The sequence below is a fragment of the Bdellovibrio sp. NC01 genome (genome assembly GCF_006874625.1).
In the GTDB taxonomy this organism is placed as follows: domain Bacteria; phylum Bdellovibrionota; class Bdellovibrionia; order Bdellovibrionales; family Bdellovibrionaceae; genus Bdellovibrio.
In genome coordinates this window covers 2,100,354-2,119,841 of record NZ_CP030034.1, presented here as the reverse complement: position 1 = coordinate 2,119,841, position 19,488 = coordinate 2,100,354, and the positions used below count along the sequence as shown (strand labels likewise).

Annotated in this window: 13 protein-coding genes; 10 read left to right on the top strand and 3 right to left on the bottom strand. The window is 40.0% G+C overall.

The window, feature by feature from the left end:
* The first annotated feature begins 233 nt into the window (after positions 1-233).
* From DOE51_RS10150 to DOE51_RS10120, 7 genes are all read left to right on the top strand, one after another.
* Positions 234-722 carry a hypothetical protein gene (locus DOE51_RS10150; RefSeq protein ID WP_142696452.1) on the top strand — a complete coding sequence of 163 codons (489 nt, stop codon included), beginning with the start codon at positions 234-236 and terminating at the stop codon, positions 720-722.
* Positions 723-1,330: 608 nt separating this feature from the next.
* Positions 1,331-3,790 (top strand): hypothetical protein, encoded by a 2,460-nt coding sequence (locus DOE51_RS10145; protein WP_142696451.1) that lies wholly within the window; start codon positions 1,331-1,333, stop codon positions 3,788-3,790.
* 9 nt (positions 3,791-3,799) lie between these two features.
* Complete coding sequence (locus tag DOE51_RS10140; RefSeq protein WP_142696450.1) at positions 3,800-6,268, top strand: hypothetical protein; 2,469 nt, start codon at positions 3,800-3,802, stop codon at positions 6,266-6,268.
* A gap of 12 nt (positions 6,269-6,280) precedes the next feature.
* Positions 6,281-6,832, top strand: coding sequence for a hypothetical protein (locus tag DOE51_RS10135; protein ID WP_142696449.1), 552 nt, complete (start codon positions 6,281-6,283; stop codon positions 6,830-6,832).
* Positions 6,833-6,865: 33 nt separating this feature from the next.
* Entirely contained in the window at positions 6,866-7,933 is a 1,068-nt protein-coding gene (locus DOE51_RS10130; protein WP_142696448.1) for a hypothetical protein, read from the top strand.
* On the top strand, positions 7,923-10,421 hold the full coding sequence (locus DOE51_RS10125; RefSeq protein WP_142696447.1) for a hypothetical protein: 2,499 nt from the start codon (positions 7,923-7,925) through the stop codon (positions 10,419-10,421). Before DOE51_RS10130 ends, DOE51_RS10125 begins: the two co-directional genes overlap by 11 nt.
* Before the next feature lie 8 nt (positions 10,422-10,429).
* Positions 10,430-14,116 (top strand): RHS repeat domain-containing protein, encoded by a 3,687-nt coding sequence (locus DOE51_RS10120; RefSeq protein ID WP_142696446.1) that lies wholly within the window; start codon positions 10,430-10,432, stop codon positions 14,114-14,116.
* Between the two features lie 31 nt (positions 14,117-14,147).
* Here DOE51_RS10120 and DOE51_RS10115 read toward each other — a convergent pair whose 3' ends face one another.
* Positions 14,148-14,576, bottom strand: coding sequence for a hypothetical protein (locus DOE51_RS10115; RefSeq protein WP_142696445.1), 429 nt, complete (start codon positions 14,574-14,576; stop codon positions 14,148-14,150).
* 165 nt (positions 14,577-14,741) lie between these two features.
* On the opposite strand from DOE51_RS10115, the gene DOE51_RS10110 reads away from it, so the two are divergent.
* Together DOE51_RS10110 and DOE51_RS10105 are read left to right on the top strand one after the other, a co-directional pair.
* A complete protein-coding gene (locus tag DOE51_RS10110) occupies positions 14,742-15,686 on the top strand; it encodes a hypothetical protein (protein WP_142696444.1) in 945 nt (314 codons plus the stop codon).
* The gene (locus DOE51_RS10105) at positions 15,686-16,156 is read left to right on the top strand and encodes a hypothetical protein (RefSeq protein WP_142696443.1); all 471 of its coding nucleotides are present in this window, start codon (positions 15,686-15,688) and stop codon (positions 16,154-16,156) included. Before DOE51_RS10110 ends, DOE51_RS10105 begins: the two co-directional genes overlap by 1 nt.
* 473 nt (positions 16,157-16,629) lie before the next feature.
* Here the strand turns inward: DOE51_RS10105 and DOE51_RS10100 are convergent, their stop codons facing one another.
* The gene (locus DOE51_RS10100; RefSeq protein ID WP_168196422.1) at positions 16,630-17,601 is read right to left on the bottom strand and encodes an SOS response-associated peptidase family protein; all 972 of its coding nucleotides are present in this window, start codon (positions 17,599-17,601) and stop codon (positions 16,630-16,632) included.
* 330 nt (positions 17,602-17,931) lie between these two features.
* Positions 17,932-18,357: a hypothetical protein gene (locus DOE51_RS10095; RefSeq protein WP_142696441.1), complete on the bottom strand. Its 426-nt coding sequence runs from the start codon at positions 18,355-18,357 to the stop codon at positions 17,932-17,934.
* 693 nt (positions 18,358-19,050) lie between these two features.
* On the opposite strand from DOE51_RS10095, the gene DOE51_RS10090 reads away from it, so the two are divergent.
* Positions 19,051-19,341 (top strand): hypothetical protein, encoded by a 291-nt coding sequence (locus tag DOE51_RS10090; RefSeq protein WP_142696440.1) that lies wholly within the window; start codon positions 19,051-19,053, stop codon positions 19,339-19,341.
* Positions 19,342-19,488: the final 147 nt, after the last annotated feature.

The following is a 19,488-nucleotide window of genomic DNA, read 5'->3' as shown; positions in this document are numbered from 1 at the left end:
TGATGTTTAGAAAGGGTAATTCGTGAAGTCGCAATGGATTGCATTTGTCTTTCTGATTGTGGGACTACCTCTTATATGTGCAGCCGAATATCTGTTAACAAATTGTGTGACAAAAATTACCAGTGGGTCTTTGGTGTGTGGGGAGGATGCTTTACGTATTATCATCCCTTTGTGCTTGATCTTTCCAGTCATGGGTTTCTTCGCTTGGTTTAAATTAGGAAAAGGAAAATCCGATGAAGACTAAACCAATCATTATAACTATTCTTATCGTGATCGCCTTTGGGCTGTTCTTATATAAGCTTCCAGATTTAAGTTTTGTAAGCTTAGGTGTTCAAAATCAACTCGAGGAAAAGATAAATAAGAAACGCGAAAACTTAACAAAGAACTTCAAAGACGGCGATTATATTTCCGTGCGTGATCTTTCAGACGGTTTTCCAGTTCTGTGGAACAGAAAGATCAAGTCACGTGGAAAGCTTGATCTAAGCTTAAGCAGAAAAAGTACTTATAAGGTTTTGACCGATCTCGGCTGCGCCCAAGGATACAACAGCGAAGTTCGTCTGATGTTTAACGAATCCATTGATAGTGGGCCTTTCGCAGCTCCAGTTGAAATCGAAGGTACGGTTGATCGACAAGGATTTGTGCGCGTTGAAAGTATCAAGTCAATAACAGGTTTTGTTGCTGATGACTGTAAAGAGATGGAGATTAAAAACAATGTGCAGTAATCTAACGGTCTCCGCCATCGTTCTTTTGTGTTTTTGTTATGACAAAGGAAAACGGATGCTGTTGATTTAAGAAAAATGGTGTAATCCGATATTCTAAATTCAGTTAAAAGCAAGAAAGATCTCGGTGGTAAAATGCTAACCTTAGAAATTGGAAATTGTTACGTTGTTGAATATATTAATTTAGATGGAACAGTAAGAAATACTATCTAGTTGCAGTGAGTTTCCAAGTGAAGGTGAGGGCCTGCAAGCATTGGTCACCTTAATCCCCTGTTGTGTGAATCAGAAATGCACCATCTATAATTGACTATTTCTAAAAGACGGCTGGGGAAAGTTATTCATGTTCACAAACGACGAAAAAACTATTTCCGTTTCCAATACAGATAAAACCTGTAAGAAAATTTCGACTGCAACATCACTTCAAATAAATGCACAATTATTAACTTTTTAACTGCCAGAATTCAGCACCATTATTTCAAAACATTTTTTGAATCAAATAAAAACAACAAACTAAAGTTTATACGACACCTATGGGCATCAAGAAATTTTAACGTTGCAATAACGACACAAATAAACAACCGTTTGTAATTGAAAAATTGCAGAGGGGATTTATGAAAGTATTAGCAAGTGTATTGCTATTGCTCTCTATCGCCGTATCGGCGTTAGCGGATCAAAGCACATTGATGTTATCAACAAGCAAAGCTTCGTACACCTCAGGAAGTCGTGCCGTATTGATTGCTCGTTCGATGTTGACTCCTTCGGATTCAAAGTCAGAGTTTGTTTTCAAAGCAAAACTCAATTCAACAAATGTTAAGATTACTTCTATTTCTTCTAGTGTCGCATATACAGTGACCAATGAACTTCCTGCTGGAAATTTTGTCTGGCAAGTTCAAACCTTCGTTCAAAATAAATATGATGCTCAAAAGTTGAATGAAACAATTGTCTTCTTTGGAAAAGAAGTTTTGAATCTGCAACGAAAAATTGAAGCTGAAACGAACGCCCAAGTATTGGCAGCTTTAAATGCTCAACTAGCGCGAGACAATTCGATTATTCAGAGAGCACGAGCTCAGTTAGACAAAATTCGAAGTTTAGTTAGCACTCAGTCTATTAATTTTAGTGTGAATCCCCCAACATTTGGTTTGGCAAATCGTGCAGTTCCAACGCTGTCAATTGTGCCCGACAATATTTCTGGAATCTATTTGGTTGGCGCTGCTGCGCAATTCTCTGTGACATTAAGTGGAACGACTTTCGATGGAGAAGCTGCTGATTGGACATATGATGCCGAGATTCCCGCGGTAGGTTCCAAACCAGCCATTGAATTAACAAAAACTGTTAACTCAGCAACACAAGTCACATTCAATTCAGCAGTTTTTGCGTCTTCCAGTGCAGGATGGCGTCAGTTTGTTCCTAAATTTAAGTATCGCTTAAAAAGCCAATACACGAAATTTAAAGAAGCTGTTGGTTTAGCAGTGATTAGAAAAAATGAATTCATTAAAGATAAGAATCTGTCTAATGATCCAAAAGAGATCGCATATTATCAATCACTGATTTCTGAAATTGATCTTCTGATAGCAGCGCTTTCCGATCTGGGTTTAAGTTACCAGCCGTTTATGGCCGCTTCTTATGATTTCAAAGTTAAAGATGCATCTTTGCCAAAAGGCTTTCAAATTACGCCTCCTGTTGACGGTTTTGTTCTTTCTGAAGGTGGGCTATCAAAAACATTTCAAATTAGGTTAACCTCTGACCCTGATAGCGATGTCTTCGTTACATTTACGAATGATTCACAAATTACTGCGGTTGCGCCCGTTGTTTTTAATTCTCATAACTGGAACATACCGCAATCCGTTTCTATTCAGGCATTCGATGACAATATTTCTGAAAGTGATCATTCATCTTCGCTTCAGATCTCAAGTACTGGTGGAGACTATAACGGCATCACTTCAAGCATTTTAATCACTATTTTGGATGACGATGTTTGGAGTAGTGTCTCGATCGCTGCAGATTCAGGCTGTGCCATTCGAAAAGGTGCTTTGTATTGCTGGGGTGGCAACGAATACGGACAACTTGGAATGGGTGACACCGTTACTCGTACGGTACCAACGTTAGTGCCGACAATGGACTCGGGTGTTTTGAAAGTAGTTGGAAATGGGTTTCATAGATGCGCAATTAAAAACTTACAAGTTTATTGCTGGGGTCGGAACAACAAAGGACAGATTGGTATTAACTCATCTGGAACTAATGTACTGACGCCATTCTTAGTGTCTGGTGCTGGGACAGTTAGTGACATTGCTGCTGGGAATGAAGCGAGCTGCTCAATTAAAAGTAGCTCCAAAAATGTTTTCTGTTGGGGAGATAATTCTTATGGTCAGGCAGGAGTAAATTCAACAGCTACGTCCTTGTTGGTGCCAACGCTTGTTCCCGGAGGATTTCAGGCGAAATCCATTGCGACGGGTCCGACAAGTTCGTGCTTTGTCACTCTTGACAATAAAGTTTATTGTTCTGGAGGTAATGGTGCAGGAGAGGTTGGGGATGGTACTACCATTAAACGTATCAGTCCTGTTCTTGTAGTTGGATCAGACTCTTTGGGTACCATCAATAGTGTGACCGTTGCAGCCGGTAGTCGACAGGGGTGTCTTGGTTATCAAAACGGTGTCAAGTGTTGGGGTGATGGTATCTATTACTCTATGGGTACTGGAGTTAACGGTACTTATGCTATCCCAGCGAGCGTAGTTGGAATCTCAGATAACGTTGTAGCGCTCTCAGCTGGTACGGCCAACGTTTGTGCCGTTGTTTCTGATCGAGTAAAATGTTGGGGATGGGGCAATAGTGGACAGAATGGTAACGGATCCACAACTTCAGCTCAGTACGCTACTGAGATTGCCGACACTTATAACAAAGCCACTTTTACGGCGTCAGGTGGTTACAGTACCTGCGCAATTATCGATGGCAATGTCAAATGCTGGGGTGTTGGGTCAAGCTATAAGTTGGGTAACGGGATAGCATCGGATTCACTTACTCCGGTAACAATCGTAAACCCTTCACTCTTTCGAAAAAACAGAGACCTTCTTTAGGGAACAACCATGAAGTACATATTTTTAGTTATTTCTTTTCTTTTATGTTTGAAGGCTTTTGCTGATGGAAATATTGCTTTATCTACGAGTAAAGCAACTTATTCAGCCGGAGAGCGAGCAGTTTTGGTTGTTAGGGTAGTTACTCAACCAACTGATTCAAGAAATGAATACTTTTTCACAGCGAAACTTAATGCAGTAAGCATGAAAATCACACCAATTTCATCGAGTGTTGCATATGCGGTGACGAAAGACCTTCCAGCGGGTAGTTATTCTTGGGAAGTTCAAACTTTCATTCAAAATAAATTTGAAGCGCAAAAGTTGAACGAAACAATCGTGTTTTTCGAACAGGAAGTCCGCGACCTTCAACGTAAAATCGCTGATGAAAAAAATGTACAAGTCATTGCAGTTTTACAAAATCAAGTAGCACGTGATAACGCGATTTTGCAAAATGCAAATGTTCAACTTAATAAGATCAGAAGTTCAGTGAGCACACAAACAGTTAGTTTTATAGTGAATCCTCCGACAAAGAGCTTAGTTAATCGGGCACTTCCAACTCTATCTATCTCCGCAGACTCTAGCACGGGGATTTATCTTGTTGGCTCCTCGGCTCAATTCACAGTAAATTTAAGCGGAACGTCGTTGAATGACGAAGAAGCAGAGTGGACATTCGATGCTACAATTCCAGCGATTGGTTCTCAACCAGCAATTACTTTAGACAAAACTATAAATTCTCCCACTCAAGTAACCTTTAGTTCCCCTGCATTTCCTGCTTCAGCTTCTGGTTGGCGACAGTTCCTTCCTCAGTTTAAGTACAGATTAAAAAATCAGTACACAAAATTTAAAGAAGCAATCAGCTTGGCAGTCGTAAAAAAGGCTGAATATATACAGGAAAAGAATCGAAGTAACGACCCAAAACGTATCGCTTTCTATGAGTTACAGATTTCAGAAATCGATATGCTAGTTTCTGCATTATCCAATTTAGGCTTGAAGTATCAGCCTTTTGACTCAACAGCATTCGACTTCAAAATCAAAGACGGCTCCTTGCCGAAAGGTATTCAATATCTGAAACCAAGTGGTGGTTTGGAGTTAACCGAGGGAGGGGGGGATAAGATTCTCAAAGTTCGCTTAACTTCTGACCCTGATACTGATGTTACAGTTAACTTCGATACAGGAATTCAGATCAAGTCGATTTCATCACTAACTTTTACATCTCATAATTGGAATGTTTATCAAGAAGTTTGGGTAGGTGCTTATGACGACAATGTTATCGAAGGTGATCACTATGCGGATATTGTCTTAACAGCGAGCGGAACTGACTATTCAGGAATATCGAATACAGTGCAGGCGGTGTTAATTCACGACAATGATTTTGCATGGGATAAGGTTGTTGCAGGAGGCAGTTCCGTCTGCGCAATTAAAAACGGCGCGCTCTATTGTTGGGGTTCAAATGTTAATGGTGAGTTGGGTATGGGAGATACGATTAGTCGTGCGGTTCCCACTCTCGTTCCTACAATGTCATCGGGTGTAATAGACGTTGCAGGCACGGACTCTCATCGTTGCGCTAATAAAAATAGCACGCTCTTTTGTTGGGGTAGAAATAATTACGGACAGGTCGGAGTTGGAACGACTATACAAAATTACCTAACACCAACACAAATCACTTCTTTGCCTGTGGGCACAGTCACATCAGTAACTGCGGGTTATCGACATTCATGTGCAGTTAGTTCTCTTCAAGCATATTGTTGGGGCGACAATAGCAGTGGCCAGCTAGGAATTAATTCAACCACGGCAAGCTTCAATACGCCACAATTGGTGCTTGGGCCAAACAGAGTCGTCATGATCTCAGCTGGTACGGCGAATACATGTCTTTTTGACATCAATCCAGTGCGCGTGCTGTGCATGGGTGACAATTCGTATGGGCAGATCGGTGATGGGACAACAACTCTTAGGCGCTCTCCAACGTTAGTTACTGGTTCTAACTCGCTGGGCATCACTGGAGTTGCGGTGGGAATGCTAAATAAGCTCGTCTGTCTGTCTCATACCACTGGTGTGAAATGTTGGGGCGACGGAATACAAGATGGATTTGGAAATAACGGAGCCTCATTCCAATCTTCAGTTCCTGTATCTGTAAGTAATATTACGACTTGGACTTCGTCCATAACGGTGGGAGATGCATCAGCATGCGCAATCACTGATAGTAAAATTAAATGTTGGGGGCGAAACTATTATGGAAATATTGGTGACGGTACAACTCAAAACTCTGCGCCAGTTCCAAAAGATATTAATATTATCTACGGTAGTGCAACTGGTGTTAGTACTAACGGTAACTCAACTTGCGGTATTATCGACGCAAAAATTAAATGTTGGGGGTCTGGTTCGGGTTACATGCTTGGCAACGGAAATACAACGGACCAACCTTTACCAGTTCCGATCGTGGAACCTCTTAACTTTAAACGCTTTAATCACTTCAATTTTTAGGAAATAAACATTATGAAATTATTGTTTTCATTATTATTCTCGTTAGGTCTTCAATCAAATGCATTCGCAGCAGTTAAGCTTAGAAGTTTTGACTCAAAATTCCTAACAAGTATCTTAAATGTTCAAATGCAGCCAGAAGCTCCTCACTCGAATGATCAGATTACGCTGTTTTTAAATATCGATACTGATTTTTCTTCTTCTGAAGAAATGAATACAATTCTTGAAGCAAAATTAGATGGTCTGAGTATTGGATTGTTAAACCCAACGACAGGGCTGTGGATCGCTGCACTTGAGAGTGCGACGGTTGGAAATCACTTTTTGAGTGTTTCCTATTACCTCGAAGATAAAGCTCAAGCGGAGGTCATTCGCGCAAATCTTTCGCAAATTGAACAAGACATCGCTATTCTTGATGGTCAAATCTCAATGGAAGAAGATGCAGGTAATCTCGCGGTTCTTCAAGCGGCTAGAGCTGCAAAAGTTTCCGACCAAACTAGTGCATTGAGTTCTTTGTCGGCATTGAAGACATTGGTCACAACTGAAAGCTTTAACTTTATCGTTCAATAAGTAGGTTTTCCTTTTTTTTGAAATGAGAGTAAAATGAAATTGTTAATTTTAACAATAATGGGATGGCTCGCGCTTTTTTCTTTTGATAGCGCTTTTGCTGCCCCTCAATTCTTAGATTTTAAGCTAAGTGCAACGAAATACGCTGTTGGTCAGAGTGCTGTATTAATAGCATATACAAAAATTCTCCCAACAAATAGCTCAGTTGAAACATACGTTGAGGGCTCACTAGATGGAAATCCAATTGAAGTATTGCAGTTGGCGAACAACTTATCCATATCCGTGACCTCGCCACTAACGGAAGTGGGGTCACATTCATGGAAGGTTTCCGTATACGTTCAAGATAAAAAGCTTGCGCAATTTTACCGTGAATCAATCTTTAGCTATCAAAAACTAGTGGACGAAATCGATGCGAATATCAACAATGAAGTTGAGCCGACCAAAATTGCGCTTCTTCTTCAAGAAAAGAATGAAAAACTTGCTTTGATTGAATCAGTTAGCGCGATGGAGGCCAGAAACCGAATTAAGGTTTCATCTCAATATTTCTTTTTTGATGTCTCATCCACTAAAATAAATCTTTCTTCAACGCCGCTATTAACAATTGAACCAGCGAACTCACTTTCTGAATTCTCGGTTGGTCAACATGCTTTATTTTATGTATCCGTAGGTGGCATTCTAGGAAATGAAGATGGCCCATTTGATTACGGTGTGGATTGCAGTGCGATTGAGGCAATTTCAGCAATTTCTTTCGCCACTCAAAAAATGGATAAAACCTATTTTACTTGCGCAAGCGAGCAACTCATTTCAGCAAATTTAGGTAACTGGACTATTTCAGCTAATTTGAAAGTTCGTTCAGAAAAGAAAGTCCAAGCGATAAAAGCAGTCTTGCTTGCTGCAAATCAAAAGAAAGCTGACTACTTAGCTCAGGCAAACATTTCTGACGAACTTGCTGAGGCATACTTCCAAGCTAAAGCGGCTCAGTTGACCGTAACGATTGCTCATTTATCTAGCCTTCAAAGCACGCTTTGGGAAAATATTATTCCTCCAGTAAGTCAGTCGTTTGAAGTCGTAGCGCCATTTACGGAGGGACACAATGTTTGGTAAACAAATAGTTCTTTTAATAACGTCTCTTCTAGTTGGATCAGCCGCATTAGCATTGGATCCAGCAATATCGGTTTCATGTGTGCCAAGCTGCCTTTATTTTTCAGGTCAAACTCCCAAAGTTCGTGTTAAAAATGTGCCGGTATCCATTGACAATAGACTAACGGTCAAAGTTGAAGGCATCTTTGATTCACAAGCAGTTCAACTTCAGAAATCCGGTAAGGAATATATTTACCAGGGAGCAGTAGTTGGATCAGAAGGATTTGCAAAATACTTAGATATTTCAGTTTACGCTGTCGATGAGTCTAAAGAAAATGCATACATAGCGCAAATTAGTAGCTTAGGTTTAAGAGTCGCTAAGATTGACGAACTTCTTCAATCAGGACCAAATTCAATTCTTGAAACTGAAAAATCTAAACTTCAAGCCCAACTTGCAGACCTTAACAGCAAAAAGGTCAATTTAAGATCTGTGATCTATTCAACTTCAGTAAAAATTCTTGCGCGCCCAATCGTTGAATCATCTATCGGTATTTTGTCTCTCGGCGGTGTTATAATTAATGACTACAATGATCTATTTACGAACCCTGTTGTAAGCGTGACTGGCGTCAGCCTTAGCAATAAGTATTCTGACTTCACCGTCTTTTTAAACGGGGTAGTTTTACAAACGTCAGAATTCTTTTTAAACCCCAATTCGTTAATTGTTCAGAAAAAGCTTGTGGATGGTGAGAATACAATTCGATTTTACGGATATGATAATTTAGGCAAACCACTATTCGCTGTGTTTAAATTCTGGGCCGGTTCAAAAAGTAAAGTCATAACTTTGAAAGATGTAAATGGCACTCCAGTTGAAAATGCTACCGCAAATATCAATGCTGTCGGTTCCAAAGTTTCTCAAAGTCTTATGTCAGATTCAACGGGTCGAATATTTATCACTAATTTTCCTGCAAACATGATGTTAAACTATCAAGCATATGTTACAAATGGATTTGCCGCGGGAACGTTGGCTTCAAATATTGACACGGCATCGGTGACCTTATCTACCGTTGGTTCTGTTCAAGCCCAAAATCTAAACTATAATTATGATTTATCAGGATGGGATCTAACTTCTGGGCAAGTTTACAGAGCTCCTATCACATCGGACCTTTCTAATTTTCTCATTAAACCAAAAAATAAAATTCATGGTTTAGAAAGAAAGACGCGAAAAATATTAAATGAGAAGAGCATTCGCGTATTTGAAGATGAAGATTGTCTTCTAGGTCAATGTTCCTTGATTCTTTCAACAGCTGGTGTTGGCGCAAAAACAACATCACACACCTTTGTAGCTACTGAGAAAAATCTAAAAATCAATTATCGATTCAAAACATTGGAGATTTTCAATGGATATGAAGATACAGAATACGACGACACATACACAATTTCATACCGATCAAGCTCTGGATATTCTAATTCGATAAGTGGAAGCATGAGAAGCCTGGGAAGAAATGCGTTCGATGCAAATGCTTTGTCTCAGTGGATGCAATTTCAAATCATGAATGAGATTGGGGATACGGTAGAGATAAAGTTAACGGTTACGAATGTCATGGATGATTTATATGACAGTCTTCTTCAGATTGCTCCTATTTATGGATCAAGACTTCAACTTGCTGCTTCTTTAAATAAAGACGTTATGGCTCTAAGCGTAGGATCTTCATTCTATGCTAATGGAAAAACACAGGTTGACGGTCACGTGAAGGTAACCGGTACCCCTGGTGATAAACTTTCAGATTTAAAGCTCAATGTAAACGTAGCAGGTGTATCGCTTGACGGAAGCTTGTTAAACTCAGCTTCTTCAATCGTAGGATCATTCTTCCCATTATCTGGAATTCTTGAATCAGATGTCACATTTGAATTTGCGACACCTTACGACTTTAAACTTCCGGAAAAAAGTGAAGCAACTGTTTCGGTTGAGGCTATTAGCGAGGGACCTCATGACGATACGGCAGTTCTTACTATTGGAAAGCTTCCTGCAATTGGATTTTATTACAATTTTTTGGACTCAAGAAACACAAAAATCGCAATTGGCGAAGGTGGAACTGAATGGGTTCTTCCCCAAGTCGCAAAGTACGTGGCTTATTTGGAAGACAACTACTCGACGTTTTTTACCTTACTGTCGCCGATGAATGGGGGTACTCCGTTAGGTTATGGAAGTGAGTTCGGAGATGCTGCTAGATATTCTCCTAGTTGGTATAATTTGGCTGCAGCCAAGAACGAGGTAGAGGCTGCGGAACAGGTTTACGAACGTGAAATGGCTGCGACAAAACTGATTGAATTGGCAAATGATTCCGCAAATGGAAGTCACATTTTGCGGATTTGGGCTGACGGCCGCTTTTTCAAAACTAGTGGGGCACAAATTGATCCATTTTGGGCAAAAATCAATTCTGATCCCGTTGCAGCCAGTATCATTGTCCCTTGGCCAGGCTATTCATCAGAGTTCTTAATTTTCTTTCGTTGAGGTATGTGATGCGAAATGTTTTTTTTAAAATTTTATTGGTAATTTTAGGTTTTGTGACCGTACAGGCTGCCCCAACTGCGGCTCAAAAAAAAATTATAGTTTTAAATAAGGGAAAAGGAACAACTAACTATTCTTATGATTTTGGAACGTTAGGGATTGGACAGCTTGGGTGGGTGATTTTGGAAATTTCTGTTAATCAACCTATTCAACTTGGAAATCTAATTCTTAGTGGTAGTTCTGAATATAAAATTACCCAAGATGGTTGTTCCGGAAAAATGCTTCTTGGAGGATCATGTGAATATAAACTTGAGTTTGTCGGCACCTCGGCCGGCGTAAAAAATGTTTCTGTGACCGTGCTTGGTATATGGCAATCGGATGGATCATCTCAGTTGTTTAATGTTAGTGGAACTGCAAACGCGATGGAGTACGTGATACCACCAAGCGATCCGGCTGACGGAGATTGTAAGACAGGTTCATTTATTCGAGTCGATGATCAGTCAATGTCGGAATCAATTCCTATTTTTGGAACTCCGTTTTCTCTAACTTATACATCATCTTTTACTTCCCAGTATATCTCAACTTACACAAATATCGGAACTCAACCAAAGTTTCATGATTTGGGCTGGAGTATCAGTGGAATAAATTTTTATGATATAGCAAATGAAAGATTATTTTTGGGATCCGGTGGTAGCGCAGTAAAAGCTAAACTATTACAACCGGACGGGACGTATCTGGTTTTAGGGGATGGCGAGGTATTTATTTTTGATTCGACAGGCAAGCAGATTGCTACAAAAGGTTCATTAACTGGTTTTACAAAATATTCGTTCATATACAATTCAAATCGAATCAGCTCTATAACTGATGCTTATGGCAACCTTACCAACTTTGAACGTGATTCAAGTGGGCATTTAATTAAAATCACCACTTCATCAGGATTGGTAACTCACTTAGAGTATTCTGCAGATAAACTTGTGAAAGTGATTCTTCCAAACGGCGACTTTTATCGAATGTCATATGTAGCTAGTACCGAGCTTTTAAAAACTTTTGTTAAGCCAAATGGAAACACAACATATCTAAGTTATGACGAAGCTGGAAAATTAATCCAAGATACTAATGATGCCGGAAATATTACGAATCTAAACATGAACTTTAATTATGGATTGCAAGGAATTTCACTGTCTACTGCTCTTAACAGAGAAACCCAGTACGAAATGGTGAGATATCCCGATAACACTTATCGCCGTGTTAAAACGAATCCAGATGGTTCATATGAGCAAACTGACATAAGTGATAATAACTCAAAGACTGTTGAAACTGATTTGGTTAGAACTGAAACAACTTATGGCCCTGATATTAGATTTGGTTCGCTCGCAGCTATTCCAACTTTTGAGTCCAAGGATTTTGGTGATACGATTCTAAACACATCGATTACACAAAGTGCTGTCGGACTAATTGATCCATTTAATTTTACATCCGTTACTACGGCTAAAACTACAAATGGTGAAACGCTAACTTCTACTTTTAATAAGGTGCAAAAAAAATTTATTGAGACTAGCCCCGCTGGAATTGTAACCAGCGTTTTAATAAATGAAGACGAAAAACCAAAACAAATTCAAGTTGGAACTCTCGATCCAATTGAATACGACTATTTTTCTTCTGGAGAAATTAAATCTGTAACTCAAGGCGCTAGCTCTTTAAGCTTTAATTACGATCAATATGGGTATTTGTCTTCTGTGCGAAATTCTCGAAATGAGACTTTTACTTTCATAAATAATTTACTGGGAAAGGTCGTTAAAAGAATTTCTCCAGATAGTAGAGTGACCGAATTTAGATATGATAAGAATGGTAATATAACGCAAATTGTGACACCTTCAGGGATAAGTCATTTATTAGAATATAGTCCAAACGATACATTGATTTCTTATAAAGCACCTCTTGTTGGTGGCCGCGAAGAACAAACTAGGTTTACTTATAATAGTGACAACCAATTAGTTGAATTAAAACGTCCTGATTTGCAGTACGTGAGAAACTACTACGATGCGCAGACCGGAAAGATTAATGAAAAAAGATTTTCTAATCTAGGTGTTAACAGATATTATTACGATCCAGACTATTACGTTCTTACTAAAATTGATTCTTATGATGGCATTACAAATGCTTTTTCTTATTGGGGTACAAAACTTGCTAGTCTGACTTGGACAAATACAGCATCGCAAGCATTGTATGGTTCGGTAAACTTCACCTACGATTCGCACTATAGAGTGGCGTCTAGATCAATCGCTGGAGCTGCGGGTTCGGGATCTCCTTCGGTGATTAATTACACCTACAATGGTGATGGAAAAGTTCTTCAGGCAGGTGAGCTGAGTCTTGGATATGACTCTTTCACTGGAAAATTAAAAACTACACAGTTAGCGAAAGTTTCTGATCAAAGAACTTATGATTCTCAGGGCAGGATTGTTACTTACAGTTCTATTTACACGCCAACTTCTGGCCCTGTTCAAACTATTTTCTCATATACCTTGACGAGAGATTCGGAAGGGCGAATTTTAACTAAATCAGAAACCAGTTTGGGTGTGACCACTCTATACTCATATGAGTATGATAGTTCTGCCAGACTTACCAAAGTATGGAAAAATAGCTCCCTTTATTCGTCATACAATTATGATCTTAATGGCAACAGAGTCAGTGGGTACACTGCCTCTGTTCCATTCGTGTCGATTTTCGACAAGCAAGATAAACTAGTGAGTTATAATCAAAATAAATATTTTTATAACTCAAATGGTGACTTGTCGAAAGTGCAAATGTCGGAAACACAATCTAAGTCGTTCAGGTGGGATCCTCTAAGTGGATTGAGGCAAGCGATTTTGGCGGATGGCAGAGTTCTTACTTACGCCCACGACGGTAATCATGACCGTGTTAGAGTCGCTGTTAATGGTTCTACGAGCGCGCGTTATATTTACGAGTCTCCTCTTAAAATTGCGGCACAAGTAAGCGATCAAGGTATTTATGGAAAGCGGTACATGTATGCTTCAGGTACTGTGGCGCCCGACTACATAAAAAGCTCAGGTGTAAATTATTTTATAGTTAAAGACCACCTTGGATCTGTGCGTTTTGTGGTAAATAGTTCTGATGGATCAATAGCCCAAAAAATAGAGTATTCTGATCTTGGCAAGGTTTTGGTTGATAGCAATAAGGGCTTTCAAGCATATGGTTTTGCTGGTGGCATTTACGATCAGTTCACTCAGCTCGTAAAATTCGGAAAACGTGAATATGATGGAGAAACTGGCACGTGGTTAAGTAAAGATCCAATTTTGTTTGGAGGACGAGATACTAATCTGTATGGTTACGTCTTGCAAGACCCGATCAATTTCACGGATCCCGACGGTGAATCGTCTGATGCTTGGGAATCCGGAGAATTAGGATATTTAATTGGAGTCAATCTTTATAATACATATTGTGCAAACACTAAAAAATGCGAACAGATTCCGATTGATGATCCGTGGACACCTGGGAAGGCTGCCCAAGATCTCGGTAAGTGGACAGCTGAAAATTATTTGCTCGACAATTCAAAGACACCAGGTAAAGGAAATACATCTCAAAATAGCTGTAATCCTAAATTAAATTGTTGTCCCCCGCCTGAAAATCCGTTGGATAAGATAGGGACTACACCTATTCTTGACATGTCAAAGAAGTAAGAGAAAAATTCTTTATGATAAAACGAACTTTTCAGTATTTGTATTTAACTCTTGGCACACTAACACTGGTTTTTAGTGTTGGTGCGCTACTTATTGAATTGTTGTTCCGATCCGAAAGTTTGATGAGTACCTTCAAGGCATCAATCCCAGTATCGTTAGATGGCATTAGGTTTTTACTATGGTATTTAATTTTCAAAAATCTTCCCAAAGATACGTTCTTCAATTTGACCTCGATTACTTTTGAAGTTCTTGAAAAAATTGGAAAAATTTTAATTTTTAGTTTTGTCTTAGATGTTATGGTTTTTTTGTATAAATCATTTATCTTCAGCGGACCAAATGTTGAATGGAAGAATATTGCAATTCCTTCCCATGATTTACCTGTATATTTGGTAGTTTTTTCCTGGTTCTCCTTTCTTATGAAATTGTTCGTTCTCTTAAATGGTTTTGTTACTCCAACCATTAACGGCCTACCTGCATTATTATTGGGAATGATGTTTCTAAAAAATAAAAAAAATATATCTTAAGGGACAACGATAAAAATTTGTTCGAATTTCGTTTTTTTTTGTAAGGATTAGAGAAATTGAATTGGCATATCAGATTGCTTCTCCTGTTTTTAGGAGGAGCAATGCTCGACAAAATCACTTTTCTAATTATCTCAACTCTACTTTTAAGTAGCTGCGCAAATGAACTAGATCACAAACAAGAAGAACCACCATCCGGTGTCCGAATTCTATCCGAATCTCAAGTTCATATCTCATTCACACCAAACGATTCTGCAAACTCATATCAAGCCATCATCACGTGGCCCGAAGCTCAAGGCACGATCCGTATCCTCGAAAACTCAAAGGTACTGGCGACTCTTTCCGGACAATTCACGTCTTACTCGGTCCCAGTTCAAGGCGGCACGGAGGTCTCATACCTCGTTGAACACTTATCTACGGATAATAAAATCATCTCATCCGTCCAAATTTTAGGCACAGTCCCTAAAGACCTCTTCTGGGATAAAGAAACAACCTTAGAGCAAGACACCATCATCAACGCTGGTCGTATCTACATCTCTAAAGACGCAAAAATCCTCACCAAACAATTCAATCTCACAATTATTGCTGACACCATAAAAGCCGAAGGTGGTCTCATCACAAACTTCGCAGACGGTGAATCACAAAAAGCGATTGCGACTAATGGACTTAAGGGAGGAAATATCTCTATTTCTGCCCAAAAGGCTTCTGGCAACCTCGCAATTGAAATGCGTGGGCAAAACGGTGGTGAAGGTAAGTCTGCTGTTATGGGCGCATTTGGCTCAACACAACAGTGCTTTTCCGGACCAGGCGGAAATGGCGGAAACTCCGGCGAACTAAAAATCGATATCGCCGACGGCACAACTCTCGCACTTTTGGTAAATCGCTATGTTGGCATGAAAGGTCCAAACGGTGGCGCACCATGGTCCCACGGAAAAGACACCATCACAACTGGCACTTGCCAGACGGTCAAACCTCAGCCTGGCACCGATGGAACTTTTGGGCGTGTCTGCATAAAACTAAGATCAACTGATACATTCGAGTGTCGCTAATGAAAATTCTAATTCTAATAAGCACAATTGCATTTCTAAGTGGCTGTGCGACGACATCTACGGAAAAAGTCTACCAAAACATGATCCTGGCGGGAACAGCTGGCGCCATCTACGGTGCAACTAAGCCCGAATACAAAACCACACAAAGTGTGATGTACGGAGCTGTAGGGGCCGCGGTTGCAGCAGCTGTAACTCTTTACTTTGAAGGACCAGATAAAGAAGAAATTAAGCTTCGCCAAGAAGTGCAATCTCTCAAAGCGAGGCTTGATCAATTCACTGAACCTAAAGTTATAAGTCAGGGACCAGCAACCTTTGGTGCGAGAATTCCAGAAAAGTATCGCGCGATGGTCAATCCTGGAGAGTGGAAAGTGTACTCAATGGACGAGTGGGTGGATGATGGTGAAAATCGAATCGTTCATCAAGACAAAGCGATGGAACTGATTCCACCGTCGTTGATCCCCGGCAAATAAAAAAATACATCAGTGGGAATGCAGGTTGGAGTTATTAATTCATTCAAACCAAACCATAACGCTATAGGGAAAACTATGTAAAAAATAAGATTGAATATAGAAAAGCTGAGATAGCTCTTTGTGTTCAACTTTTCTTGCGGTTTTGTTTTGAGTCGAACCAAGAAAATTAGAGTCAATAACGAGAATAGAATGATTAAAGCGAAATTTATTTTTGTAACGATACCAACGCTAGGGGAAAATGTTCCGCAAAGTAGATGGGGATTGCGACGAGTATCCAGCAACGCAAAAATTGAACTAATTACGAACAGGATCACGAATGAAAAGTACCATTTTCTTTGGGCAGACTTCATACCTTAATAATGAGTTCATCAAAAAGAATGGGCAATTAAAAATAGTTTCTTTGTCTGACATTTGATCACGGTCTAACTTATTTCATTTCAATTGGTCTCATTACTATTCTTTGGCTAGTACTTTTAACTCAGTACGTGCTCATATATGTGGTGTTCTGGATCGTCAAGAATAGCTTCAAGTTCAACCTTGGTCATTTGTTCGGGCGAAAGCCAAGGCTCAAGATTTTCATCTTTCAAAGCAATAATAAGTCTATCATGACCAGTTTGGGAAATCTCCGGAGTGGGTTCATGAGTGAGTGCCGCGAACGAGTAAAACGAATCTTCAGGAGATGTTCCCCAAAGATCATAAAGGCACGCAATTTTGAGATCGTGATTTCCTTTAGGAGTAAACTGAACTATGAGGTTTTTGTCTTCCGGCGGGATCGCCGCAGAGCTGGACGCCTGGGGGCGGGTAGCTGATGCAACTTTATAATCTAATGAAGATACGTTTTCGTAGAAACTCTGAACAACAAAGAATCCATGCTTATGCCCAAAGAGATCACGCCAAAACGCATTTCCTAAATTATCCCGACGAGCATTGTAGAGGCCGTTGTACTTGATATCAATACTCTCAGGCTTATCAGCCGGTCTGCAATGATAACGAGCAAGCTTAATAACGTTCTCATCATTTTCACGAACTATAATCGGCGCATAGGTCATAGGAAAAACACGTGAATCAGTAGGGATGAGCTCAGATCTCTTCATTCCTTTAATGCGTGCAGTATTTTTTTCGATGTGATTTGTAGCAATGCGCTTTTCGTTGAGAAACTTTTTGGTTTCTTTCAGAGCAAGAGCCTCTTCGGCAGCTTTTAGGCGTTTTTCTTGTTTTTCAAGATCAAGTTCAAGTTCTTTGAGTTTCACTTTGCGGTAAGCTTGAATGAGCTTTTGAATTTCGCGCTCTTCAGAATTTTCAGCATCATCAAACTCAGCCTCTAAAGCTTTACAAATCTTAATGCGCTCATCTGAAAGACGACGATAAAACATATTCTGCAAAAGCTCATAGTCAATACGAGCCTCGTACTTGACCCCAAGAGATTTAATCTGTTGCTTCACCATCGCGCTATAACACATGCCTCAACAGTAGAGGATCTCTGCTCTTCTGTCGAGGCCAGGATGATGATAAACATTCATCTGCGGCGTTATGAGAAAGGCTCCTGCCTTTCTTCCTTCGGACTTACGCTTCGGGATAGCATCATGCTATGCCGACCGCGTCAGTTTCTTCTCTCCAACGTACTCACATGTACGTCTACGCTTCGAAACTGCCTCTCTGCCTTGCATCTAAATATTTCTGATCACCCTCAGGAATTCAAATTTCATCGTAAAAGGGGAATTTAATGTCCTACATGCCGGATGCGAGAGACTGGAAGGAGCGAGTAGGAGGTATCGTCACTGAATTGTTTTTGATTTAAACACCTTCGGAAGTAGAAATCTCTTAGTCAATTGAGCTAAGATAAATACACATGACACTGGTATTGCTGAGATCATTACGATCGTTAAGGAAACGGTTGTTAAATCAGACAGTTTAGGTTTGATTTGATGGAAAATATTTTCCCAACCGCTACTTTGAATGCCTAATGCCCACATGACCGCGTAAACGCAAAGAAGTGAAGCAGGTATGGCGAGTATTAGCACAGCGAAGTTTACGACACTCTGAATTCGTTTCGTTGAAAGAACTTCAGCAGCGAAATAACAGCATAACGGAACTGTGTACAAAACCCAAAGTGGAGTCCCAAACCAAATAAAAACAATCAAAGTTTTTGCCGTTAAATAAAGTGCGATCCAGCGATAAAGATTCTGTCTTGCTATAAACATCTTTCAAAGTATAATTGCTGATGTTTATATTTCAATTCATGAATGGTCGAGGATTGCAATGAGGCCGGTCAAATACTGGTTCTATAATTTTCTAATTTTTCTGAGCGTTGCTGCGGCCATTCCATTTTTCTTTGATCCTTATAATGGTTGGTTCATATTTCTCTTTATTGCGTCTGGCATTTGCAGAATTTTCTTTCCTTGGCGGCTAAGATGTCCAAAGTGTGGTTGGAAGATTATGCAAAAGAAAAAACAAATTTGGGGTGTTCGTGTAGGATATTGGTTTATTCCTAAGGTCTGCGATAACTGTGGAGTTAATTTAAGATAAACAATAGGACTTCGATATGAAGTATCGCATCTATAACATATTAATCGGGCTGAGTTTCATAGGAATGGCACTACCTTTCATTAATCTTAGAAATGAAATATTCGTTTTGCTAGCTATGTTAGGTGGTTGTTCGCTCGTGTTTATGCGTTGGGCGATCAGGTGTCCAAGGTGTGGAGGGAAACTTGTTTTTCGAACAGGTGAAAAACACGACACGAGACGAAATTTCACTTTCGTCCCAAAAGTTTGCAATCACTGCGGCTTGAATCTTCGAGACAAAGCCGCTGTCCAGAAAGCGAACGCGGAATGGTTGAAAAAGCACCGCATGTAAGGTCGTAACTTTGCACAAAGGGCTCACGGAGGCTTAATCCGTGAAATACCTTTATCTAATTCTATTCGCCGCAATCGTCTTTATCAGTATTGAAAACATCGCCTTCGCGAGAGACGCAGTAGAAATGGGCACGTCCGCTCAAGCCTACTTCCTCCGCATTGGTATTGCAACAGTCGGCATTGGTATCACCATCGCAGGAATTCTTTATAGCATCGGTCTCGGACAATGGGGTCGCATCTTACTCATCAACGGCGGCATCGGCGCAACGATAATCCTAGGCATGGCCGCTATCTTAAAAATCTTCAGCTCAATCACAGGCAGTTCTCTATGAGCACTGATTTGATAAATGGTCAAAAGGTGTCAGATACGAGGCGGAAGTTTCGCATTTCCCGCATGCGTATGTATCAATACGCAGAGGACAGATGTGAAGCTAACAACAAAGTAGATGGCATCTTTTCAACATTTAAGTTCATTAAGG